Source organism: Microbacterium sp. (genome assembly GCF_052102115.1).
Lineage (GTDB): Bacteria > Actinomycetota > Actinomycetes > Actinomycetales > Microbacteriaceae > Microbacterium.
On the sequence record NZ_JBQDVP010000036.1, the window covers coordinates 1 to 23968 of the forward strand.

The 23968-nt window shown below is 67.1% G+C and carries 22 protein-coding genes and 1 pseudogene; 19 read left to right on the forward strand and 4 right to left on the reverse strand.

Annotated features, from left to right (window positions below; genetic code table 11):
* From ACTICP_RS11365 to ACTICP_RS11400, 8 genes and pseudogenes are all read left to right on the forward strand, one after another.
* Positions 1-576 (forward strand): annotated as a pseudogene (locus tag ACTICP_RS11365) (trigger factor); the annotation flags it as partial.
* A gap of 67 nt (positions 577-643) precedes the next feature.
* A complete protein-coding gene (locus tag ACTICP_RS11370; protein WP_441892442.1) occupies positions 644-1138 on the forward strand; it encodes a tetratricopeptide repeat protein in 495 nt (164 codons plus the stop codon).
* A gap of 81 nt (positions 1139-1219) precedes the next feature.
* Positions 1220-1813, forward strand: a complete 594-nt coding sequence (locus ACTICP_RS11375; RefSeq protein WP_441892444.1) for an ATP-dependent Clp protease proteolytic subunit — start codon at positions 1220-1222, stop codon at positions 1811-1813.
* 21 nt (positions 1814-1834) lie between these two features.
* Positions 1835-2476: an ATP-dependent Clp protease proteolytic subunit gene (locus ACTICP_RS11380; protein WP_441892446.1), complete on the forward strand. Its 642-nt coding sequence runs from the start codon at positions 1835-1837 to the stop codon at positions 2474-2476.
* 154 nt (positions 2477-2630) lie between these two features.
* Positions 2631-3560, forward strand: coding sequence for a sugar-binding transcriptional regulator (locus tag ACTICP_RS11385; protein ID WP_441892448.1), 930 nt, complete (start codon positions 2631-2633; stop codon positions 3558-3560).
* Positions 3557-4558, forward strand: coding sequence for a deoxyribose-phosphate aldolase (gene deoC / locus ACTICP_RS11390; protein ID WP_441892450.1), 1002 nt, complete (start codon positions 3557-3559; stop codon positions 4556-4558). Before ACTICP_RS11385 ends, deoC begins: the two co-directional genes overlap by 4 nt.
* Positions 4559-4570: 12 nt before the next feature.
* Positions 4571-6013, forward strand: a complete 1443-nt coding sequence (locus ACTICP_RS11395) for an aldehyde dehydrogenase family protein (protein ID WP_441892452.1) — start codon at positions 4571-4573, stop codon at positions 6011-6013.
* Complete coding sequence (locus tag ACTICP_RS11400) at positions 6010-6861, forward strand: aldehyde dehydrogenase family protein (protein WP_441892454.1); 852 nt, start codon at positions 6010-6012, stop codon at positions 6859-6861. The genes ACTICP_RS11395 and ACTICP_RS11400 overlap by 4 nt, the downstream gene beginning before the upstream one ends.
* Before the next feature lie 38 nt (positions 6862-6899).
* On the opposite strand, the gene ACTICP_RS11405 is transcribed toward ACTICP_RS11400, so the two are convergent.
* Positions 6900-7460, reverse strand: coding sequence for a hypothetical protein (locus ACTICP_RS11405; RefSeq protein WP_441892456.1), 561 nt, complete (start codon positions 7458-7460; stop codon positions 6900-6902).
* A 132-nt stretch (positions 7461-7592) separates the two neighbouring features.
* Between ACTICP_RS11405 and clpX the strand changes: the two genes are divergently transcribed.
* Together clpX and ACTICP_RS11415 are read left to right on the forward strand one after the other, a co-directional pair.
* Positions 7593-8861: an ATP-dependent Clp protease ATP-binding subunit ClpX gene (gene clpX / locus ACTICP_RS11410; protein WP_441892458.1), complete on the forward strand. Its 1269-nt coding sequence runs from the start codon at positions 7593-7595 to the stop codon at positions 8859-8861.
* Positions 8862-8887: 26 nt separating this feature from the next.
* A complete protein-coding gene (locus ACTICP_RS11415; RefSeq protein WP_441892460.1) occupies positions 8888-9748 on the forward strand; it encodes a ketopantoate reductase family protein in 861 nt (286 codons plus the stop codon).
* Here ACTICP_RS11415 and ACTICP_RS11420 read toward each other — a convergent pair whose 3' ends face one another.
* Entirely contained in the window at positions 9749-11800 is a 2052-nt protein-coding gene (locus tag ACTICP_RS11420; RefSeq protein ID WP_441892462.1) for a M3 family metallopeptidase, read from the reverse strand.
* A gap of 72 nt (positions 11801-11872) precedes the next feature.
* Here ACTICP_RS11420 and ACTICP_RS11425 point away from each other — a divergent pair, with 72 nt between their 5' ends.
* Both ACTICP_RS11425 and ACTICP_RS11430 read left to right on the forward strand, forming a co-directional pair.
* The gene (locus ACTICP_RS11425; protein ID WP_441892464.1) at positions 11873-12493 is read left to right on the forward strand and encodes an ArsR/SmtB family transcription factor; all 621 of its coding nucleotides are present in this window, start codon (positions 11873-11875) and stop codon (positions 12491-12493) included.
* The gene (locus ACTICP_RS11430; RefSeq protein ID WP_441892466.1) at positions 12490-12723 is read left to right on the forward strand and encodes a hypothetical protein; all 234 of its coding nucleotides are present in this window, start codon (positions 12490-12492) and stop codon (positions 12721-12723) included. Before ACTICP_RS11425 ends, ACTICP_RS11430 begins: the two co-directional genes overlap by 4 nt.
* A 170-nt stretch (positions 12724-12893) precedes the next feature.
* Here ACTICP_RS11430 and ACTICP_RS11435 read toward each other — a convergent pair whose 3' ends face one another.
* Complete coding sequence (locus ACTICP_RS11435; RefSeq protein ID WP_441892468.1) at positions 12894-13109, reverse strand: hypothetical protein; 216 nt, start codon at positions 13107-13109, stop codon at positions 12894-12896.
* Complete coding sequence (gene valS / locus ACTICP_RS11440; protein WP_441892470.1) at positions 13109-15700, reverse strand: valine--tRNA ligase; 2592 nt, start codon at positions 15698-15700, stop codon at positions 13109-13111. Before valS ends, ACTICP_RS11435 begins: the two co-directional genes overlap by 1 nt.
* A 169-nt stretch (positions 15701-15869) precedes the next feature.
* Between valS and ACTICP_RS11445 the strand changes: the two genes are divergently transcribed.
* The 7 genes from ACTICP_RS11445 (at position 15870) to ACTICP_RS11475 (ending at position 23823) form a co-directional block, all read left to right on the forward strand.
* On the forward strand, positions 15870-17489 hold the full coding sequence (locus ACTICP_RS11445; protein WP_441892472.1) for an ABC transporter substrate-binding protein: 1620 nt from the start codon (positions 15870-15872) through the stop codon (positions 17487-17489).
* Between the two features lie 7 nt (positions 17490-17496).
* Positions 17497-18447 (forward strand): ABC transporter permease, encoded by a 951-nt coding sequence (locus ACTICP_RS11450; RefSeq protein WP_441892474.1) that lies wholly within the window; start codon positions 17497-17499, stop codon positions 18445-18447.
* A complete protein-coding gene (locus tag ACTICP_RS11455; protein ID WP_441892476.1) occupies positions 18444-19256 on the forward strand; it encodes an ABC transporter permease in 813 nt (270 codons plus the stop codon). The genes ACTICP_RS11450 and ACTICP_RS11455 overlap by 4 nt, the downstream gene beginning before the upstream one ends.
* The gene (locus tag ACTICP_RS11460; RefSeq protein WP_441892478.1) at positions 19253-20746 is read left to right on the forward strand and encodes a dipeptide ABC transporter ATP-binding protein; all 1494 of its coding nucleotides are present in this window, start codon (positions 19253-19255) and stop codon (positions 20744-20746) included. The genes ACTICP_RS11455 and ACTICP_RS11460 overlap by 4 nt, the downstream gene beginning before the upstream one ends.
* Before the next feature lie 102 nt (positions 20747-20848).
* Positions 20849-22576 (forward strand): carbon starvation CstA family protein, encoded by a 1728-nt coding sequence (locus ACTICP_RS11465; RefSeq protein WP_441892480.1) that lies wholly within the window; start codon positions 20849-20851, stop codon positions 22574-22576.
* Between the two features lie 15 nt (positions 22577-22591).
* Complete coding sequence (locus ACTICP_RS11470; RefSeq protein ID WP_441892482.1) at positions 22592-22864, forward strand: cory-CC-star protein; 273 nt, start codon at positions 22592-22594, stop codon at positions 22862-22864.
* Positions 22855-23823 (forward strand): ArsA family ATPase, encoded by a 969-nt coding sequence (locus ACTICP_RS11475; RefSeq protein ID WP_441892484.1) that lies wholly within the window; start codon positions 22855-22857, stop codon positions 23821-23823. The genes ACTICP_RS11470 and ACTICP_RS11475 overlap by 10 nt, the downstream gene beginning before the upstream one ends.
* The last annotated feature ends 145 nt before the right edge of the window (positions 23824-23968 follow it).

Below are 23968 nucleotides of genomic sequence, written 5' to 3' on the forward strand. Positions count from 1 at the left end.
GACGAGGTGCACACCCATCTCGAGTCCGAGAACCGCCACGAGGACGACGAGCACCGCGCCGCGGTCACCGAGGCGAGCGAGAAGCAGTTCCGCACGCAGGTGCTGCTCGACACGATCGCCGAGCAGTCCGACGTGCAGGTCTCGCAGGAAGAGCTCAGCCAGTACCTGATCCAGTCTGCTGCGCAGTACGGCATGGCGCCGCAGGAGTTCGTCGAGGCGCTGCAGTCCTCGAACCAGCTCCCCGCGCTGGTCGGTGAGGTCGCCCGCAACAAGGCCCTCGCGATCGCCCTCGGCAAGGTCAACGTCGTCGACACCGACGGCAAGGCCGTCGACCTGTCGAGCCTCGTCGCCGTCGAAGACGAAGATGAGGACGAGGCCGCTGAGGCTGCGGCCGAAGAGAAGGCTGACGAGAAGCCGGCTGCGAAGAAGGCTCCCGCCAAGCCGGCCGCGAAGAAGGCTCCCGCGAAGAAGGCCGACGAGGCCACTGATGAGAAGCCCGCTGCCAAGAAGGCTCCTGCTAAGAAGCCGGCCGCCAAGAAGGCTCCGGCCGAGAAGGCCGCTGACAAGGGCGAGTGATCGCGTACTGATTGTTACGAAAGAGCGGATGCCTCGGCATCCGCTCTTTCGCGTCTGAGGAGGATTCGTGAAGACGTGGGACGAGCGCATCGAAGAGGTGTGGGATGCCGCGGCGGGCACGCTTGTGGACGATGAGGTGATCGTACGCATCGACGCCATCGCCGCCGAGCGCGGAACGGCGGATGCGCGTGCCGAGTTCGAGCGGGCGGGCGCTCGCGACTCGGCCGGACGCCCCGACGAGGCGATTCCGCTCTACCGGCGGGCGCTGGAGATCGGGTTGGATGCCGAGCACGAGCCGCAGGCGATCATCCAACTCGCGAGTTCGTTGCGCAACGTCGGTGCCACCGATGAAGCTGTCGCCCTGCTCGCGAAGGCGCATCAGGATGCTGCCGACTCGCCGTACCGCGACGCAATCGCTGCGTTCTACGCGCTCGCACTGGCGAGTTCCGGCGCCCCGCGCCACGGCCTCTCGGTCGCGCTGCTCGCGCTCGTGCCCCACTTGCCGCGGTATCACCGCTCGGTGACGGCGTACGCGCGGGAGATCGTCGAGCGCGACACCTGATATGCCGACGGCGAACACGACCTGAGGGCCGCGTCGTCGCCGGTAGATTCGAATCACCGAACACGGAAACAGGAGCTTGAAATGGCTGAACCCCTTGTCGCGACCAGCGTCTTCGACAGGCTGCTGAAGGACCGCATCATCTGGCTGGGCTCGGAGGTGCGTGACGAGAACGCGAACGAGATCTGCGCGAAGATCCTTCTTCTCGCCGCAGAGGACTCAGAGAAGGACATCTATCTTTACGTCAACTCGCCCGGTGGCTCGATCACCGCGGGTATGGCGATCTACGACACCATGCAGTTCGTTCCCAACGACATCGTGACCGTCGGCATCGGCATGGCGGCGTCGATGGGGCAGCTGCTGCTGACCGCCGGCACCAAGGGCAAGCGGTACATCACCCCGAATGCCCGTGTGCTGCTGCACCAGCCGCACGGCGGCTTCGGCGGAACGGCCAGCGACATCCAGACGCAGGCGCAGCTCATCCTCTCGATGAAGCGGCGTCTCGCCGAGATCACGGCATCTCAGACCGGCAAGTCCGTCGAGCAGATCGACGAAGACGGTGACCGCGACCGCTGGTTCACCGCTGAAGAGGCACTCGAGTACGGTTTCGTCGATCACATCCGTGAGTCGGCCTCCGACGTCATCGGCGGCGGCGGAACCGACCAGGACAGCAAGTAAGCGGAAAGCGAGAGCACTCTCATGTACACACCCACCTTCCGCGCGGCTGGCAACATGCCCTCCAGCCGTTACGTCCTCCCGCAGTTCGAGGAGCGCACGGCGTACGGCTTCAAGCGTCAGGACCCGTACAACAAGCTGTTCGAAGATCGCGTGATCTTCCTCGGTGTACAGGTCGACGACGCATCCGCCGATGACGTCATGGCGCAGCTGCTCGTCCTCGAGAGCCAGGATGCCGAGCGCGACATCACCATGTACATCAACTCGCCCGGTGGCTCGTTCACCGCGATGACGGCGATCTACGACACGATGCAGTACGTCGCGCCGCAGATTCAGACCGTCGTGCTCGGGCAGGCGGCCTCCGCGGCATCCGTGCTGCTCGCCGCAGGCGCGCCGGGCAAACGTCTCGCCCTTCCCAACGCGCGTGTGCTCATGCACCAGCCGGCGATGGGGGAGGCGGGCCACGGCCAGGCGTCCGACATCGAGATCCAGGCGGCCGAAATCCTGCGCATGCGCACATGGCTCGAAGAGACCATGGCCAAGCACACCGGAAAGTCGGCAGAGCAGGTCAACAAGGACATCGATCGCGACAAGATCCTCTCGGCCGCTGAGGCGCTCGAGTACGGCATCGTCGACCAGGTGCTCACGACGCGCAAGCGTTCCTGACACCGGCGTTCACGAGGGCGGCAGTCGATCACGACTGCCGCCCTTCGTCGTCCTCCCGCAGATGTGCGCCCGCGACGGCGGCCTGCGCTCATATGAGCGTGCAGATGCGCGCATGCGTGCTCGCGCGTACGCTGGAGAGGTGAAGGGAGGGCCCGTGGACGAGGATCTGCTCACCGTGCGCGTCGCCGAGCTGTACTACGACGAGGCGAAGACGCAGGACGAGATCGGCGCCCTCCTGAAGATCTCCCGCTGGAAGGTCGGCCGGCTCCTCACACAGGCGCGCGAGACGGGCGTCGTACGCATTGAGATCGTGCACCCGCGTGCCCGCCGCCTCGGCCTGGAACGCGAGGTCGTCGAACGCTTCGGTCTGTCGGATGCCGCGATCGTGCCGGTCGACGAAGATGCTGAGCTCGAACGCGTCGCGCAAGCCGCGGCCGACCATCTCACAGCGCTCCGGCCTGTTCCGCGAACGCTCGGTGTCAGCTGGGGACGCACCCTCACCGCCGTCGCCGACGCGCTCCCGGAGGGGTGGGCGAACGGCGTCAGCGTCGTGCAGCTCAACGGCGGTGTGAGCCTGAACCGTCGCTCCGGAGGAGCCGCGAGCCTCGCCATGACCATCGCGCAGCGCGCGGGTGGCCAGGCGGCGCTGCTGCCGAGCCCCGCCATCCTCGAGCGCGTCGAGACGAAGCAGGCGATCGAAGCGGATCGCACTGTCGCCGGCATCCTGGAGCAGGCAACCGAGGCGCAGACGTACCTGTACTCCGCCGGACCCGCCGACGCGTCGTCGGCCCACGTCGAGAACGGTTATCTGACAGCCGCGGATGTCGAGGAGCTGGCCCGCCGCGGCGCCGTCGGCGACGTGCTCGGCCGCTACATCGACGCGGACGGCAACGTCGTCGATGCCCAGCTCGACGCCCGAACTGTCGGAGTCGATCTCGACCGCCTGCGGGCCGCCGAACGGGCGATCTTCGTGACCGCGGGGAGCGCCAAGCACGACATCGCGCGTACAGTCGTGACCAGCGGCCTGTGCACCGTTCTGGTGACCGATGAGACCACAGCCCGAGCATTGTTGGAGGAACGATGACGACCACGGAACTGACCCGCCGCACCGCGGTGGATGTACTGGGCGGTGAGCCCGACGATGCCACTCTGCGGCGCTTCCTGCACGGACTCCCCGGCGTGGATGCCACCGGTCTCGAGCAGCGCGCTGCCGGCCTCGGCACCCGCTCGATCAAGACGACCTCGAAGGCCTGGGCGATCGACAAGATCATCTCCCTGATCGACCTCACGACCCTCGAAGGTGCCGACACGCCGGGCAAGGTGCGCTCGCTGGTCGCCAAGGCGAAGACACCGGATGCCGCGGACCCCTCGACCCCGCTGGTCGCAGCGGTCTGCGTCTACGGCGACATGGTCGGCCATGCGGTCGAGGCGCTTGGTTCGCTGCACGGCGACCCTGACGACGGAAAGATCTCTGTCGCGGCTGTCGCGACGGCGTTCCCCAGCGGGCGCGCGTCGCTCGCGATCAAACTCGCCGACACCGCCGAGGCGGTCGCCGCGGGGGCCGACGAGATCGACATGGTGATCGACCGCGGCGCCTTCCTCTCCGGCCGCTACGGGCTCGTGTTCGACCAGATCGCGGCAGTGAAGGAAGCCTGCCGCCGCGAGGACGGCACCTTCGCGTCACTGAAAGTGATCCTCGAGACCGGTGAGCTGAACACCTACGACAACATCAAGCGGGCATCGTGGCTCGGCATCCTGGCCGGTGGCGACTTCATCAAGACGTCCACCGGAAAGGTGCAGCCGGCGGCGACGCTGCCCACGACGCTGCTCATGCTCGAGACGGTGCGCGACTGGTACCGAGGCACTGGCGAGAAGATCGGCGTGAAGCCGGCTGGCGGCATCCGCACCTCGAAGGACGCCATCAAATACATCGTCACCGTAGCCGAGACCGCTGGGGAGGAATGGCTGCAGCCGCACCTGTTCCGCTTCGGCGCATCCAGCCTGCTCAACGATGTGCTGCTGCAGCGTCAGAAGCTCACGACCGGCCATTACTCCGGCCCCGACTACGTCACGATCGACTGAGGAACGAGAAACATGTCATTCCTGGAATATGCTCCGGCGCCTGAATCGAAGGCGATTCTGAACCTGCGCGACAGCTACGGCCTGTTCATCGACGGCGAGTTCACAGACGGTACGGGCGCGAGCTTCACGACCATTTCGCCGGCGGATGAATCGCGCATCGCCGAGATCGCCGGCGCGTCGGATGAGGACATCGACCGCGCCGTCAGCGCCGCCCGTCGCGCCTACGACAAGGTGTGGTCGAAGATGAGCGGCCGCGACCGCGGCAAGTACCTGTTCCGCATCGCACGCCTCGTGCAGGAGCGTGCCCGCGAGCTCGCCGTGGCCGAGAGCCTCGACAACGGCAAGCCCATCAAGGAGAGCCGCGACGTGGATGTTCCGCTCGTCGCATCCTGGTTCTTCTACTACGCCGGCTGGGCCGACAAGCTCGACTACGCCGGCCTTGGCGCCAACCCGCGCGCGCACGGCGTCGCCGGGCAGATCATCCCGTGGAACTTCCCGCTGCTCATGCTGGCGTGGAAGATCGCCCCGGCGCTTGCCGCCGGCAACACCGTCGTGCTCAAGCCCGCCGAGACCACCCCGCTGACCGCGCTGATCTTCGCCGAGATCCTGCAGCAGGCAGACCTGCCCGCCGGGGTCGTCAACATCGTCACGGGTGCCGGGTCCACCGGCGCGACGCTGGTGCGCCACCCCGAGGTCGACAAGGTCGCCTTCACCGGCTCGACCGGCGTCGGCCGTGACATCGCCAAGGCGATCGCCGGCACGAACAAGAAGGTCACGCTCGAGCTCGGCGGCAAGGCGGCGAATATCGTGTTCGACGATGCGCCGATCGACCAGGCCGTCGAAGGCATCGTCAACGGCATCTTCTTCAACCAGGGGCACGTGTGCTGCGCAGGCAGCCGCCTGCTCGTGCAGGAATCGATCCACGACGAGGTCATCGACCGGCTGAAGACGCGCCTGTCGACCCTGCGCCTCGGCGACCCGCTCGACAAGAACACCGACATCGGCGCGATCAACTCCGAAGCCCAGCTGGCGCGCATCCGCGAGCTCAGCGACATCGGCGAGGCGGAAGGAGCAGAGCGCTGGACCGCCGACTGCGCCATCCCCGACAAGGGGTTCTGGTTCGCTCCGACGATCTTCACCGGCGTCGAAGCATCCCACCGCATCGCGCGCGATGAGGTCTTCGGTCCCGTGCTCTCGGTGCTCACCTTCCGCACGCCCGCCGAGGCGATCGCCAAGGCGAACAACACCCCGTACGGGCTGTCGGCCGGTATCTGGACCGACAAGGGGTCGCGCATCCTCGCGGTCGCCGACCAGCTGCGCGCCGGCGTCGTCTGGGCGAACACGTTCAACCGCTTCGACCCTGCCAGTCCGTTCGGCGGATACAAAGAATCCGGGTACGGCCGCGAGGGCGGCAGACACGGACTCACCGCATATCTCAAGGGAGCCGCAGCATGAGCAAGCGACTGACTGTTCCGAAGACGTACAAGCTCGCGATCGGTGGAAAGTTCCCGCGCAGCGAGTCGGGCCGCACCTACGAAGTGCTCTCGGCGAAGGGCGCGTTCCTCGCGAACGCAGCCCAGGGCTCTCGCAAGGATGCCCGGGATGCTGTGGTCGCCGCTCGCGCGGCAGTGAAGGGCTGGTCGGGTGCGACGGCATACAACCGCGGACAGGTGCTTTACCGGGTCGCCGAGGTGCTCGAGGGGCGCCGTGCGCAGTTCGTCGACGAGATCGTGGCGCAGGAGGGCGTGTCGGCGGCGGTCGCGGGTACGCAGGTCGACGATGCGATCGATCTGTGGGTCTGGTACGCGGGCTGGTGCGACAAGTACGCGCAGGTCGCCGGCAACGCCAACCCGGTCGCCGGCCCTTACTTCAACATCTCCGTTCCGGAGCCGACAGGCGTCGTGGCGATCATCGCTCCGCAGAACTCATCGCTGCTCGGGCTGGTCTCGGTCGTTGCCCCCGCGCTAGTGGCAGGGAACACGGTCGTGGTCGTCGCCAGCGAAACCTACCCGCTGTCGGCGATCAGCCTCGCCGAAGTACTCGCGACGAGCGATGTGCCCGGGGGAGTCGTGAACGTCCTCACCGGGTCGCCGGGGGAGATCGCGCCGTGGCTCGCCTCGCACGCCGACGTGAACGCACTGGATCTCGCCGGTGCCGGCTCGTTGGACTGGGTTGACCTGCAGATCGCTGCCGCCGACACGCTCAAGCGCGTGCTCACGCCGGGCGAGGTGACGGCGTCGCCGGAGCGAATCGGCGCATTCACCGAGACGAAGACGGTGTGGCACCCGAAGAGCATGATCTGACCCTAGAGGGCCACTTCTGTGCGGAGTGGTGCTGCAGGCTACTTGTTGCCAGGTAGGAGCGACAGCACAGCACCGGGCTGCACGCTGAACATCGGGTAGACCTCGTTGTACTGGAACACCGTGACGTAGTCGACGCAGAAGCGTTCGCCGATCGCGGAGGGGGCGTCGCCGGGGGCGACGGTGTACGTCGCGATGCGCCCGGCGCTGTCGAAGGTGACGGACCCGTTCGCGAACGTGCTCGGCCCCATATCCACGAGCTTCTGAGCACCGCGGAGTGAGCCGCTCGCGGTCATCATAGAGTTCTGGGTGCAGGAACCCGCCCACCGGGAGGGGTGGTTCATATCCGTGGGGTGCGGGTCTTCAGCCCGTGCGGCTGCAAGGTCTGCCGCGGCATCCACCGGTCGGGCGGTCGATCCAGCTGTCGGCTGAACGGTCGACTCAGAACCCGGAACGGCCGGCGCAGAGGTCGAGGCGGCAGCGAGTACCGGAGTCACCACGTTCCAGGTGGCGGTTATCAGCGGAGCCGCGAGCGCGATCAGACCGACGACGGTCAGGAGAGACAGGACCGTGACGGTGACCTTCGTCGCAGATGTGGTCATGACGCCGAATCTACCGTCGAGTCGCACGCACGGAGCATGATCTGATCACAACCGCGCACCAATGCGGCTGAGTGTCTGAGGGAGAGGTTAGGCTTTTCAGGAGGATCTCAGGTTCGTTCAAGGAGGATGCGCATGGCCCGAATCGGTGAAAGCGCTGACCTTTTCAAGTGCTCGTTCTGCGGAAAGAGCCAGAAACAGGTCCAGCAGCTGATCGCTGGCCCCGGCGTGTACATCTGCGATGAGTGCGTCGAGCTCTGCAACGAGATCATCGAAGAGCGCATGGCGGAATCGTCCGCCGAGGGCGTCGCCGACTTCGAGTTGCCGAAGCCGCGCGAGATCTACTCGTTCCTCGAGGAGTACGTCGTCGGCCAGGAGCCAGCCAAGCGCTCGCTGTCGGTCGCGGTCTACAACCACTACAAGCGCGTGCGCGCACACGGAACGCTGCAGCTGGCCGAGCAGAAGGCCGAAGAGGTCGAGATCGCCAAGAGCAACATCCTGATGATCGGCCCGACCGGGTGCGGAAAGACCTACCTCGCGCAGACTTTGGCGAAGCGGCTGAACGTGCCATTCGCCGTGGCAGACGCCACTGCACTCACCGAAGCCGGCTACGTCGGCGAAGACGTGGAGAACATCCTCCTCAAGCTCATCCAGGCCGCCGACTACGACGTCAAGCGCGCCGAGCAGGGCATCATCTACATCGATGAGATCGACAAGATCGCCCGCAAGTCGGAGAACCCCTCGATCACGCGGGATGTCTCCGGTGAGGGTGTGCAGCAGGCGCTGCTGAAGATCATCGAGGGCACCGTGGCATCTGTGCCGCCTCAGGGCGGTCGCAAGCATCCGCACCAGGAGTTCCTACAGATCGACACGTCGAACGTGCTGTTCATCGTTGCCGGTGCTTTTGCCGGGCTCGAAGACATCGTGTCCGCCCGGGTGGGCAAGCACGGCGTCGGTTTCGGGGCTCCGCTGCATGACAAGACCAAGGATCTCGATCTGTTCAGCGAGGTGCTGCCGGAAGACCTGCACAAGTTCGGGCTGATCCCGGAGTTCATCGGTCGTCTGCCCGTCGTGGCCTCGGTCTCGCCGCTTGATCAGGACGCGCTTGTCGACATCCTCACCGGGCCACGAAACGCTCTCGTCAAGCAGTATCAGCGCATGTTCGAACTCGACGAGGTGGAGCTGGACTTCGAAGAGGACGCGTTGCGTTCGATCGCGGATCTCGCCGTCGAGCGCAAGACCGGCGCTCGTGGCCTCCGCGCGATCCTCGAAGACGTCCTCGGCCCCATCATGTTCGAGATCCCTTCTGCCGATGACGTCAAGAAGGTCGTCGTGACACGCGCCTCGGTCGAAGAGGGCGCGGCGCCTACCGTCGTGATGGAGCGCAAGCGCAAGAGCGCGTGAGGTCGCGAGTGATCGACAACCAACCTGTGATCGCGGTCGTCGGTGCTGGCGCCGTGGGCGGCCTTCTGGGGTGGCTTCTTCATCGGGCCGGGGCACGAGTCGTCATCGTCGGCAGACCGACGTCTGTCGAGGCGATCAATTCTCACGGGCTTCGTGTCAACAGCGGACTGTTCGGAGATGAGACCGAATTCGTCCCCGCGCGCGAGACGATTCCGGAGGGTGCGAGCGTAATGCTCGCGGTGAAAACATTCGGATTGGTCGACAGCTTGAGGTCGATTGCTGCCAGCGCGCCGCGCGACGTGCTCTCGGTGCTGAACGGAATCGGGCACCGTGAGGTTCTCACCGCGCACCTGGATGGAGTCCCGGTCGCGGCCGGCAGCATCGCCGTGGAATCGGCTCGGACGAAGCCTGCCGAGATCCAGCACAAGAGCCCGTTCATCCGCCTTGCCGTACCGTCGAGTTCTGCCGAATTCGCATCCGTGCGTGCGCTGGTGCAGACCCCGGCTGAGCTCACGATCGACGGCACGGACGCTGAGGTTCTCTGGCGCAAGTTCCGATTCCTGGCGCCTATGGCGCTGCTGACTTCCTACTGGCAGACGGCACTGGGCGAAGCCCTGGAGAAGGACCCTGCGCTGACGGAAGATGTACTGGCTGCGGTCGTCGCGTGCGAAGCCGCGGATGGCGTGCAGGACACTGTCGAATCGCTCGCCGCCACGCTGTCGACCTTTCCCCGCACGATGCGCACCTCGCTGCAAGCCGACTTGGCGGCAGGAAATCAGAGCGAACTGGATTCGATCGGCGGCGAGCTCGTGCGTCGTACCGAGCGTCACGGCATCGCAGCTCCTGCCCTGAAGACGATCGTTGCCCGGCTCTCCGCGGGCAACTGATCACGCATTCAACCCGCGGCGCTTCAGCAGCGGGGCGATCTCGGCGTCGCGACCGCGGAAGTCGCGGTAGGCCTCCAGCGGGTTCTTCGAACCGCCGACGCCCAGCAGCCGAGCACGGAACCGGTCGCCGTTCTCTCGAGTGAGACCGCCATTGTCGCGGAACCACTCCACCGTGTCGGCGTCGAGCACCTCACTCCAGATGTACGAGTAATACCCGGCGCTGTAGCCGCCGGCGAAGACATGCGCGAAGTACGTCGACGAGTAGCGGGTCGGCACGGCGGGGCTGTCGAGCCCGATCTCGGCGAGAGCGTCGGCTTCGAACGCGGCGACGTCGGTGACGGCATCCGAGGTGCCGATGCGGTGCCAGGCCTGGTCCAGCCACGCAGCCGCCAGGTACTCGCTCGTGTCGTGCCCCTGGTTGAACGCCTCCGTTGCGCGCAACCGCTCGACGATCGCAGCATCCAATGGCTCACCGGTCTCATAGTGGCGTGCGTAGTTGTCGAGAACCTCGGGCCACAGAATCCACATCTCGTTCACCTGGCTGGGGAACTCCACGAAATCGCGGAACACGTTCGTGCCCGCGAAGTGCGGGTAGTTCACCGTCGCGAACAGTCCGTGCAGCGCGTGACCGAACTCGTGAAACAGGGTGGTGACCTCGTCCAGCGTCAACAGGGTCGGCTGCCCATCGCCCGGCTGCGCGACGTTGAGGTTGTTGACGACGACCGGTGCCGTACCGCGCAGCGCCGACTGGCTGACGATCGGGTTCATCCAGGCACCGCCGCGCTTGGTATCGCGGGTGTACAGATCCAGAACGTAGAGCCCGAGTGGCGATCCGCCGGGGTTGAAGACCTCGAACACGCGAGCGCCCGGGTGATAGGCGACGAGGTCGTCGCGCTCGGTGAACGTCACCCCGTACAACTGCGTCGCGGCATAGAAGACACCGTCCTGCAGCACGCGCTCCGCCTCGAACCAGGGCCGCAGCGCCGCGGTGTCGATGTCGTACTTCGTGGCGCGCACCCTTTCGGTGTAATACGCCCAATCGTGCCCCTCGAGAGCGAACGGCTGCGCTTCGGTCTCGCCGATGATGCCCTGGAGCGAAATCTGTTCCTCCCGCGCGTTCGAAGCCGCGGCCGGAGCGAGCCGGTGCAGCAGGTCGGCGACAGCATCCGGAGTCCCGGCCGTCTCATCCGTCGTGATGTACGCCGCGTGCGAGGGGTAGCCGAGCAGCGCTGCCCGCTCGGCGCGCAACGACGCGATCTCGGTCAGCACCGCGCGGTTGTCGTTGGCATTGCCTCGCAGCGCGCGGGAACGCGACGCCGTCATGATGCGGCGCCGGCTCTCACGGTTCGTCAGCGACGACAGATACGGATGCCCCGTGAACAGCGGCAGCGTGACGAGGAAGCCGCCGTCATGGCCGCGATCAGCGGCAGCCCGGGCGGCGGCGGAGAGCTCACCCGCTGCAAGTCCATCGAGTTCTTCGGCCGTCTCGAAGTGCACGGCGAGGTCGTTCGTGTCGGCCAGCAGATTCTTCTCGAACGTCGTCGTGAGCGTGGAGAGCTTCTGATTCAGCGCCGTCAACTGCTGCTTGTCCGCGTCGTCGAGGCCGGCTCCGGCGTGCGTCATCTCACGGAAGTGGCGCTCCACGAGGTAACGGCTCTCGGCGTCGAGGGTGAGCTCGTCGAGCTGCTCGTGCAGCGTCTTCACCCGCCAGTACAGCTGAGCGTCGAGGCGGATCGCGTCCTCGTGGGCAGCCATCAGGGGAGCGAGCTCCTCATCGATTGCCTGGATCTCGGCCGTGGCATCCGCCGAACTCACGGTGTAGAACGCATGCGCCACGCGCTCGAGCATGGCGCCCGCCTGCTCGAGGGGCACCATCGTGTTCTCGAACGTCGGCATCGAACGCACCCGGGTGATGGCAGTGATCTCAGTGGTGTGCTCCTCGAACGCAGCACGGAACGCCGGGAGATAGTGCTCGGGGCGGATCGCCGCGTAGTCCGGAAGCGCGTAGGGGAGGACGGAGGGCGTGAGGAGCGGGTTCGCGACGTCGGTCATCCCCCGAGCCTAATCCGAGAGTATTGCAAAGAAAAGGTTGCAAAGAATGACTTGCAAAGATATCTTTGCACTATGGCTGAGAACGAGAAGAACCCCGCAGCTCCCGAGCGTCGTGTTCTGGATGCCGGTGCGCTGCGTGCGCTGTCGCACCCGCTGCGGGTGCGGATCTTCGACATCCTCGCGCAGGAGGGTCCGCAGACCGCCAGCACACTCGCCGAGATCCTCGGGGAGTCATCGGGGGCGACAAGCTACCACCTGCGCGCGCTCGCCCGGCACGATCTCATCCGTGAGGTCGAGGGCGAACGCGCCGGACGCGAACGCTGGTGGGAGCGCCCTGAGGGTGGCATCGTCTATGACTCTCGAGCGGTCGAAGGCTCACCGGCTGGCGAGGCTGCGCTCCAAGTCGCCGTGGCAGAGGCGATGCGTCGCCGCCACGAAGAGCTCATGGAGTTCTTCAGCGGTCGCATCGACAAGGAGCCGGCCGAATGGGTCGACGCCAGTTCGTCGATGACGAGCGGCATCAGCATGACCGCGGAGCAGACCGCCGACCTCATCCGCAGGATCGAGACCCTCATCGACGAAGCCGCGGACACGTACCGCGGACAGAAGGGGGAGGGTGTGCGCCGCGTCAGCGTGCGTGCCGACGTCTTCCCGTTGAGCAACCTCCCGAACAAGAAGGAGACCGGATCATGAGTGCAGTGGTGATGGCTCGCACCTACGCGGTTCCACGGGGCGCCACGGCGTTCGAGCGCGGGTCGATCCGGCTGGCCGAGATCGTCACGCGCTGGGCGACACGACGTGCCGAGCTCCGCCTGGATCGTCACGAGGCGATGCTCGCGGCGATCCAGGCCGAGCAGACCCGCAAGGCGGATCCGCGGGCGGCGGATCACATGCTGGCGCAGGTCGGGCTGTCCGGGCGGTAGGGGCGTTGAGGAGCCGACGTTTCGTCTCCGTCGCCTGCGGCGACTTCGCTCAACGCGTTTCGTCTCGCTCCGCTCGCTCAACGACCCGCATCAGCGAGCCCGCGTGAGGAAAGACCCTGCGCTCGTTGCGGGGCGTTGAGCGGAGGCGCGCAGCGCCGGAGACGGCAGATTCAGTCCTGGAACTCGCGGGCGATGACGTCGCCGGATGCTGTGAGCAGGACTTCCCATCCGGCATCCAGTTCGGCGATCGGACGGCCCTCCAGCCATGTGAGTGTCCACATGCCGGTCAGTCCGCGGCCTTCGACCTCGGCGATCGCCGGAAGCAGCGCAGCGGGGACGGAGGCCGGAGCATCGGCCCCGGCTGCCCATCGAGTACCGAGTTGCATCAGTTCTCCTCCACGGGGGCCAGTACGATCTCTGTGACGGCGAGCTCAGCGCCCTCCACGATCTCGAGCTCCGTGATGCGGCCCACGGCGCGGAGGTCGCCGGCCGCGGCACGCAGAGCCTCGAGGGAATCGGCTGGGCCGGCAACGACAGCCCGCGACACCGGAGTCTTCTGCGACACCTTCGCCTCGGTCTTCGCGCGGCGGATGCCGATCAGCGCGGCGCTCGCCACCGTCAGCACCGACGGGTCGCCGCCGGCGAGGTCACCCGTGGTGGGCCAGGATGCCGTGTGGATCGAACCCTCTTCGAACCAGCTCCACGCCTCTTCGGCCGCGAACGAAACCACCGGCGCCAGCAGACGCAGCAGCGTCGACAGCGCGATGCGCAGCGCGAGCGCAGCGGAGGGCTGGCCCACGTCGGTCTGGTCGTAGGCGCGTTCCTTGACGAGCTCGAGATAGTCATCGCAGAACGTCCAGAAGAACGATTCGGTGACTTCCAGCGCGCGAGCGTGGTCGAACGACTCGAACGCCTTCGTCGCCTCGGCGACCACCTCGTCGAGGGCGGCGAGCATCGATGCATCCAGCGCGTGTGTGACCTGAGCACTCTCGGGTACCGGGAACGACAGGACGAACTTCGCGGCGTTGAGGATCTTGATCGCCAGGCGGCGGCCGATCTTCATCTGCGTCGGGTTCTGGGGGTCGAACGCGGCATCCACTCCGAGGCGGCTGGAGGCCGCCCAGTAGCGCACAGCATCCGAACCGTGCTTGTCGAGGATGTCGGCGGGAGTCACGACGTTGCCCTTGGACTTCGACATCTTCTTGCGGTCCGGGTCGACGATGAAGCCGGAGATCGAGGCGTGCTGCCACGGCGAACGGCCGTCTTCGAGTGTCGAGCGCAGCATGGTCGAGAACAGCCACGTGCGGATGATGTCCTGCGCCTGCGGACGCACGTCGAACGGTGCGACGAGGTTCCACAGTTCCTCGTCCCGTTGCCAGCCGCCGGCGAGCTGCGGGGTGAGGGACGAGGTCGCCCACGTGTCGAGGATGTCGGTCTCGGCTTCGAAGCCGCCTGCGACGCCGCGCTGCTCTGCGGTGAACCCGTCCGGCACGTCGATCGTGGGGTCGATGGGCAGCTGGGCCGCATCGGGGAAGATGACGCGGTCGAAGTCGCGCTCGCCGTTCTCGTCGAGCCCGTACCAGACGGGCAGCGGCACGCCGAAGAAGCGTTGCCGCGAGACGAGCCAGTCGCCGGTGAGACCGCCGACCCAGTTCTCGTACCGCACGCGCATGAAGTCGGGGTGCCACTGCAGCTCGCGTCCGTGCTGGAGAAGCTGCTCGCGCAACTGCTCGTCGCGGGCGCCGTTGCGGATGTACCACTGGCGGGTCGATACGATCTCGAGCGGGCGGTCGCCCTTCTCGAAGAACTTCACGGCATGGTTGAAGGGTTTTGAGACCTCGAGCAGCTCGCCGGACTCTTCGAGCAGTTCCGCGATGCGCTTCTTGGCGCTGAAGACCGTCTTGCCCGCGAGCTCCGCATAGGCGGCTCTGCCGGCATCCGACTCGATGACATCCGGAGCCTCGGCGATCACTCGGCCGTCGAGCCCCAGGATCGTGCGGATCGGGAGGTCGAGCTCGCGCCACCAGACCATGTCGGTGACGTCGCCGAAGGTGCAGACCATCGCGATGCCGGAACCCTTGTCCTGCTGGGCGAGATGGTGCGCCCGCACGGGAACCTCGACATCGAACAGCGGCGTGCGCACGGTTTGGTCGAAGTAGGGCTGGTAGCGCTCGTCGTCGGGGTGCGCCACGAGAGCGACGCAGGCCGCGAGCAGCTCGGGACGCGTCGTCTCGATGTGGATGTCGCCGGAACCGTCGGTCTTGTGGAACGCGATGCGGTGGTACGCGGCCTGCTGCTCGCGATCCTCGAGCTCGGCCTGGGCGATCGCGGAGCGGAAGTCGACGTCCCACAGCGTCGGCGCGAGCGCCTGGTAGGCCTCACCGCGCTCGTGGTTGCGGAGGAAGCCGAGCTGGCTCTGCCGGATCGTCTCATCGGAGATCGTGCGGTATGTCTGCGTCCAGTCGACGCTGAGCCCGAGCTGACGGAAGACGTCCTCGAACTGCTTCTCGTCCTCGACCGTCAGCTTCTCGCACAGCTCGATGAAGTTGCGACGGCTCACCGGCTGCTGGTCGGCGGCCTTCAGGCTCTTCGCGTTGCCCTCGAAGGGCGGGGTGAAGTCAGGGTCGTAGGGGAGCGTCACATCGACGCGCACGCCGTAGTAGTTCTGCACGCGGCGTTCGGTCGGCAGGCCGTTGTCATCCCACCCGATCGGGTAGAACACGCTCTTGCCGCGCATACGCTCATAGCGCGCCTTTACGTCGGTGTGCGTGTAGGAGAACACGTGGCCGATGTGCAGAGAACCGGATGCCGTCGGCGGAGGCGTGTCGATCGAGTACACGCCCGCCCTGCCGAGCTCCGCTGCGCGCAGACGATCGAACAGGTATGTGCCCTGCTGCGTCCAGACGCCGTCCCACTTCGCTTCCAGGCCTTCGAGGACGGGCTTGTCGGGGATCTGGTTCTGAATGGTTGCCGACATGAAGGACTCCTTGCGCGATGTATGCGGCACGGTGTGTACGTGCCTGAGTGTGGGGTTGTGGTTGACAGTCTAACGAAACGTACGGCCGCCCGAAGCGCACCTAAATCGACCGAGTCCAAAAACCGTCGGTAGACTGGACCGACCCCCTTTCACCTTCCCGAGGATTCGCATGCCCACTCCGCTCGTGCGCCGTATTCTGCCCATCACCGCCTTCGTTGCGGCATCCGCTCTGATGCTGAGCGCTTGCGCCGGCACCGCCGAGGACGGCTCCGCGGATGCCGGGGGTGAGGTCGTCTGGGCCATCGAGGGCGCGAACCTCGCCGCGGGGCACATGGACCCGCAGACCAGCCAGCTCGACGTCTCCGGCATGGTGCAGCGCGTCGTTCTCGACTCCCTCGTCTTCCAAGAGGCCGACGGCACGTTCTCGCCCTGGCTCGCCGAAGACTGGCAGGTGTCCGACGACAGCACCACCTACACGTTCGAACTGCGGGACGATGTCACCTTCCACGACGGCGAGCCCTTCGACGCCGAGGCCGTGAAGGCGAACTTCGACCGCATCGTCGATCCCGAGACGGCGTCCGCTCAAGCCGCCAGCATGCTCGGTGCCGACTTCTACGAGGGCACGACCGTGGTCGACGAGCACACCGTCGAGGTGAAGTTCAGCCAGCCGTATGCGCCGTTCCTGCAGGCCGCGAGCACCGCGCACCTCGGGTTCTACTCGCCCAAGGTGCTGGAGGAATCGGTCGATCAACTGAAGGCGGGCGGCCCCGGCATCAACGTCGGCACCGGCCCGTTCGAACTCACCGAATACACACCCGAGCAGGAACTCGTCTACACCCGCAACCCCGACTACACGTGGGGTCCGGGCGGCGCGGAGGCCGCGCAGTTCGAGACGCTGCGTGTGGAGATCCTGCCCGAGGCGTCGGTGCGTGCGGGCGTCGTCGAGAGCGGCGAGGCGGATCTTGCCAGCAACATCCCGCCGAACCTCGCCGTCGACATGCCCGACTCGCTGACCGTCGACTCGGTCGAGTACCCCGGGCTGCCGTACTCGCTGTACCTGAACGAGGCCTACGGTGTCTTCGCCGATGAGAAAGTGCGCCAGGCGTTCGCCCGCGGCATCGACATCGACGCGGCCGTCGAGGAGATCTACTTCGGCCAGTTCCCGCGCGCGTGGAGCGTTCTGGGGTCCACGACCCCGGGGTACGACGCGTCGTTGGAGGACTCGTGGCCCTTCGACCAGGATGCCGCGAACGCCCTGCTCGACGAAGCGGGGTGGACCGAGCGCGACAGCGACGGCATCCGCATGAAGGACGGCGAGCGCCTCTCCGCGCGCTGGATCGCCTGGACGCCCGTTCCGGATGACAAGGCGGCGCTCGGCAACGCCATCCAGTCGGATCTCGCCGACATCGGCTTCGAGGTCGAGCGCGAGGTGCTCGAGCCCGGCGCCTACAACGAGCAGTACGAGCCGAAGACGTTCGACCTCACCGACTGGGGCTTCTCAGGCGTGGATGGGGATCTGCTGCGCAGCCACCTGCACACCGACGGGTTCCAGAACGCCTCACAGGTCTCCGATCCCAAGATCGACGGACTGCTCGAAGAGGGCATCTCGACCAGCGATGTCGACGAACGTGCAGCGATCTACCAGAAGCTGCAGCAGTGGAATGCGCAATACACTGCCATCGTGCCGCTCTACAGCCCGTCGATGATCACCGCATCCAACGACACCGTCGAAGGTCTCGAGTACGACCTGTACGGTCGCCCGCTGTTCTACGGGGTCACGGTCGGCTGATCCGCTCGTGACGTCGCAGCTTTCCCGGATCGCGGGCCTCGCGGCATCCGTCATCGTCGTCCTGTGGGGCGCGGCGACGCTGGCGTTCCTCGCGTTCCGGGTGATACCCGGTGACCCCGTCGCGGTGATGCTCGGTCCGCAGGCGCAGGTGAGCGACGCCGTCAAAGACGGGATCCGCGCCGAGCTCGGACTCGACCGGCCACCGTTCGAGCAGTACCTGGCGTACCTCGGTCAGCTCCTGCGGGGTGACCTCGGGGAGTCGTATCAGCTGCGGATGCCGGTGGCCGAGGTCATCGGCCGGCAGCTCGGCGCCACCCTGCAGCTGACCGCGCTCGCCCTCGTCATCGCCGTGGTCCTCGCGCTCGTCGTGGCACTGTTCGTCCGCGGACGCTTCTGGCGGGGCGTCGTCGCCGGCGCCGAGCTGATCGTGCTGTCGTCGCCGGTGTTCTGGATCGGCATCCTGCTCCTCAGCGTGTTTGCGTTCGGACTCGGATGGTTCCCGGTCTCCGGCAGCCGGAACCCGGCCACCATCGTGCTGCCGGCGATCACCCTGGCACTGCCGGTCGCCGCGCTCCTGGGGCAGGTGCTGCGCGATGGCATCGAGGCCGCGGAGCGGCAACCGTTCGCGACGACCGTCCGTGCGCGCGGGGCAGGGCAGGTGCGGCTGACCGCGCATCACACCCTGCGGCACGGTGCCGCCGGAGCCCTCACGCTCACCGCGTACCTGGTCGGCTCGCTGCTCGGTGGCGCTGTGCTCGTCGAGACGGTCTTCGCCCGACCGGGCATCGGCCGGGTCACGCTCGCTGCGATCACCGACCGCGATCTGCCGGTCATCACCGGCATCATCCTGTTCAGCGCGCTCATGTTCGTTGTGGTGAACGTGATCGTCGAGCTGCTGCATCCGGTATTGGATCCGCGCCAGCGCCGCGCCGCACGCACCCCGGAGCTGCGCCGATGAGCCTCTCCCGCCGCGTGCTGCTCGGTGCCGCCCTGCTCGTCCTCGCCGTCATCGCTGCGATGGCGCTGTTCCCGCAGCTGATCGCGACGGCTGATCCGCTGCGCACCGATGTGCGGGCCGCCCTCGAGGCGCCCGGCCCCGCCCATCTGTTCGGCACGGATCAGAGCGGGCGCGATGTGTTCTCGCGGGTCGTCCATGGTGCCGGACGCTCGGTCGGCATCGGCCTGCTCGCCACGGCTCTCGCCCTGGTCGTCGGACTCATCATCGGCGCGCTGTCCGGCGTCGCACCGCGCCCGGTGGATGCCGTGGCGATGCGCTTCAACGACGTGCTGATGGCATTCCCGGAGTTTCTCGTCGCGCTGGTCGTCGTCGCGATCCTCGGGCCCGGGCCCGTCAACGTCGCCATCGCCGTAACGATCGCTGCCGTGCCGGTGTACGTTCGGCTGGCCCGGGTGCAGACTCGCACGCTCGCACTCGCCGAGCACGTCGAGGCGGCACGCATCCTCGGGGTGCCGCGCCCGCAGGCGTTCCGTCGGCACGTGATTCCCGGGGTGCTCGGATCGCTGAGCGTTCTCGCGACGATCGGGATCGGTTCCAGCATCCTCGCGATCGCGGGGCTCAGCTTCCTCGGCCTCGGGCCGACCGAACCCGTACCGGAGTGGGGGCTCATGCTTGCCGGCGGGCGCAACGTGCTCGGTTCCGCCTGGTGGATCGCGGTGTTCCCTGGCATCGCCATCACCCTCACGGTCATCTCGGCGACGATCGTGGGGCGGACCCTGCGGGCCCGGGCGGAAGGACGGGATTCATGACGGCGCTGCAGGTGCAGGACCTCTCGATCGCCATCGCCGGGCGCGTGCTCGTCGACGAGGTGTCGTTCACGGCAGCTCCGGGGGAGTGCGTGGCGATCGTCGGCGAATCCGGGGCGGGGAAGTCTCTCACGGCGTCGGCGCTGCTGGGACTCGCACCCGACGGCGCCCGCGTCTCGGCGACCGCGCTGAGCGTCGACGGGGTCGATGCGCGCCGCTTCTCGGAGGGCCAGTGGCGCGGTGTTCGTGGCGATCGCATCGGCCTCGTGTCGCAGGACGCCCTGGTGTCGCTGGACCCGCTGCGGCGGATCGGAGCCGAAGTCGCCGAGCCCTTGGTGATCCACACGGAACTGTCGCGGGCCGAGCGCCGGGCACGTGCTCTCGAACTGCTCGAGTCCGTTGCGATGCCGTCGCCCGCCGTACGCGCCGGGCAGTATCCGCACGAGCTCTCGGGAGGGCTGCGCCAGCGCGCGCTTATCGCGTCGGCGCTGGCGGGGGAACCGGCCGTGCTCGTCGCGGATGAACCGACGACCGCACTGGATGCCACGGTGCAGGCGCACGTGCTGGCGCTGCTGCGTGAGATCGCGGATGCCGGTACCGCCGTCGTCTTCATCAGCCACGACTTCGCGGCGGTGCGCCGGGTGGCCGACCGGGTGCTGGTGATGCGCGCCGGGCGCGTGATCGAGCAGGGTGCGGTGACCGCGGTGCTGGACGCCCCGGTCGAGCCGTACACGCGCGAACTGATCGCCGCGACCGAGCATGAGCCCCGTGAGGATCGCTTCGGACTGGGGCACGCTGTACTCACCGCGGTCGAGGTGTCGAAAGCATTCTCCGGCGCCCCGGCCGTCGTGGATGCCTCATTCACGCTGTTGCAGGGGCAGACCCTGGGGATCGTGGGGGAGTCCGGGTCCGGCAAGACCACCCTCGCTCGCATGATCGTCGGGGTGGAGCCGCCCGACTCCGGCGACATCCGGTGGAACGGCGAGCACCGGGTGCAGCTCGTCCACCAGAACCCCCTCGGCGCCTTCGACCCCCGTTGGACAGTCGGACGGTCACTGCGCGAGGCGCTCGCCGCAGGAGGGGTGCCGCGTGGGATCAGAGCCGCACGCGTCGACGCCCTGCTGGCCGAAGTGGGGCTCGCACCGGAACTGGCGAGGCGACGCCCGTCGCGGCTGTCCGGAGGGCAGCGTCAGCGCGCTGCGATAGCCCGCGCGCTCGCCGCTGAGCCCGACGTGCTCGTGCTCGACGAGCCCGTCTCGGCGCTCGACCCCTCCGTACGCGAGAAGGTGCTGGCGCTGCTCGGGCGGCTCCAACGTGAGCGGGAACTCACCATGATCTTCGTCTCGCACGACCTCGACGTGGTCGCCGCTGTATCCGACGATGTGCTCGTCATGCAGGACGGCATCATCGTGGAGCAGGGACCCGTCGCGGCCGTGTTCGCTGCTCCGCAGCATCCGTTCACACAGGAGCTGCTCGCAGCATCCCGCACGTGAATCCGACAGGCCGGACCGGCGTCCTTTCAGGTGTTTCCCAGCTTTGCTACGGTGGGCACGAGAGGACGACGACGCTGTCGTTTTGAGAGAGGAAACACCACCATGAGTCCTGTCCTGTTGATGTTCATCGGTTTGGCATTGTTCGCCTTCGGCTATTTCGTGTACTCGAGATACCTGGCCAAGCGCGTCTACAAGCTCGACGCGGGATTCAAGACCCCGTCGCATGAGCTGAAAGACGGTGTCGACTACATGCCGACGAACAAATACATCCTGTGGGGCCACCACTTCACCTCGGTCGCGGGAGCCGCGCCGATCGTCGGGCCGGCGATCGCCGTCATCTGGGGCTGGCTGCCCGCCTTCCTGTGGGTCACGCTCGGCACGGTGTTCTTCGCGGGTATGCACGACTTCGGCGCGCTGTGGGCTTCCACGCGCAATAAGGGCCGGTCGATCGGAGCACTGTCGGCCCGCTACATCGGCAAACGCGGCGCGAACCTCTTCCTCGTCGTGATCTTCCTGCTGCTGCTCATGGTGATCGCGGCCTTCGCCGTTGTCATCAAGGACCTGCTGATCAGCACGCCGAGCGCCGTCATCCCCACCTGGGGTGCGATCGTCGTCGCGCTGCTCGTCGGCGTCGCGGTCTACCGGCTGCGGCTGCCGCTGATCCCGGTGACGATCGTCGGTGTCGTGGCGCTGTATTCGCTGATCGTGCTGGGTGACCAGGTTCCCGTCGTGCTGGCGGATGACTTCCTCGGCATGGGCCCGGCAACGTTCTGGATCCTCGCCCTGTTCATCTACGGGGCGATCGCCTCGCTGCTTCCGGTGTGGGTGCTGCTGCAGCCGCGCGACTACATCAACGGTGTGCAGCTGTTCGTCGGTCTCGCGCTGCTGTACGGCGCGGTGCTGATCGCCACGCTGTTCGCGGCGGATAAGCCGGAGATCGTCGCCCCGATGATCAACATGTCTCTGCCAGAGGGCACACCGAGCATGATCCCCTTGCTGTTCGTCACGATTGCGTGCGGCGCGATATCGGGCTTCCACGGCATGGTCTCCTCGGGTACGAGTTCGAAGCAGCTCGACAAGGAGACCGACGCACGTTTCGTCGGCTACTTCGGCGCTGTCGGTGAGGGACTGCTGTCGCTCGGCACGATCCTCGCCGTCATCGGTGGGTTCCGCACGGTCGCCGAATGGGAAGAGGTCTACAGCTCGTTCGGGGCTGGCGGTGTCGGTGCATTCGTGCAGGGCGGCGGGATGCTGATGGAGAACGGTCTCGGGCTCCCGGCATCCCTCAGCGCGACGGTGCTCGCGACGATGGCCGTGCTGTTCGCCGCAACGACCATGGACACCGGAATGCGATTGCTGCGGTTCGTGGTGCAGGAGATCGGCGATGCGATGCATATCAAGATCTCCAAGTTCCCGGCGACCCTGGTCGTGGTCGTCGTGGGGCTCGGACTGACGTTCTCGCAGGGATTCGGCGGAGACGGCGGCCTGAGAATCTGGCCGCTGTTCGGTACGACGAACCAGCTGATGGCCGCGCTGACTCTGTCGATACTCGCGGTGATGCTGATCCGCAAGCGGCGCAATGCGCTGCCGGCGCTATTGCCGCTGATCTTCGTGTTCGTGATGTCGTTCTGGGCGGCGATCGAGCAGCTTGTCTCGTTCGCGAACCCGGAACAGCCGGACTGGCTGCTGTTCGTGCTCGACGTGGTGATCATCGTGGCGAGCATCTGGGTGGCGGTCGAGGCGGTGATCGCCATGCGCAAGGCGGCGACCGACCCGCCGGAGCCCGAGGATCAGGATGCCAGCATCCAGGCGGTGCGCGAGGAGGTCTGATCTGTGATGCACCGCATGGCGGCCCGGCGCTTCTCGGAGCGCTGGGCCGCCTTCCGGGAGGGGCTGACGGAGTACTACGCCGGCCCGTACCGCCAGGCACTCGCGCGCGAGCGGCGCGATGAGGACGACCTGTTCACCCTCGTCGTGCTCGGCGAGGCACTCGGCGTACCGGACCCTGCTGCCTACTACAGCGCAGAGCTGATGCCCATGCTCGCCGAGGACTTCCACGCCTGGCATCGGCGGATGGGAATGCCGCGCTCGCCGCTGGATCAAATCTCGTGCTGCTGACGGACGAACGCCGGCGCATCCTGTTCGTCGGCGGCAAAGGCGGTGTGGGGAAGACCTCGCTCGCCTCGGCGACGGCACTCGCACGGGCACGCGAGGGCGGCCGGGTGCTTGTCGTGTCGACAGACCCGGCCCACAACCTCGGGCACCTGTGGGAGCGCGACGTCGGGGATGAGCCGGTGCGGCTGGTCGGCGGCTCGGGCGGCGGCTTCGTCGACGGGATGGAAATCGATCCGGAGCGGACGATCACGCGGCACTTGGCCGCGGTCGAGCAGACGATGATCGGGATGCTGCCCGAGCGCCAGCACGCGCAGGCGCGGGAGCACCTCGAGCGCGCGCGGCATGCGCCCGGCAGCCACGAATCGGCCGTGCTGGAACGCATCGCCGAGGCGGCAGAGCTCGCCGAGCGGGAGTACGACCTCGTCATCTTCGACACGGCGCCCTCCGGGCATACGCTGCGCCTGCTGGCGTTGCCAGGGCAGCTCGCCGGGTGGACCGACACGCTGCTGCGCAACCGTGACCGTTCGGAGCGGTTCTCGGCCGCGATGCGGGGGCTGACGGGGAAGGGCGACCAGGCGTCGTCGAGTGAGGCGGAGCTTCGGCGCACGCTGCTGCGGCGCCGTGAGCGCTTCGACCGGCTTCAGCACGCGATCACGGATGCCGAGACCTGCGGTTTCGTCGTCGTGTTCACCGCCGAAGCGCTGCCGGTCGCTGAGACGCTCGAAGTGGTCGAGTCGCTGAACGGCATGCAGGTGAAGGTCTCGGCGTTGCTCGCGAATCGTAGGTCGCCTGCGGATGCTGGTGAGCTGCTGCAGGCACGGCGCCAGGTGGAGGAGCGGCACCTGGGGGCGGTGCGGACGGCGGTGCCCGGGGTGCCCGTGCTCGAAGTGCCGCTCGTTGCGGGCGAGCTCACCGGTGCCGCGGCGCTGGGTGCGCTCGCCGACCTTCTCGTCGACGCTTGAGTCGGGGGTTCGTTTCGACTCGCCTCCGGCTCGCTCAACGCGTTTCGTCTCCGTCGCTGCGCGACTGCGCTCAACGACCCGCGGGGTGCGATACGTGGGTCGTTGAGCGAGCGCAGCGAGTCGAAGCCGCCAACCGACCATGTGC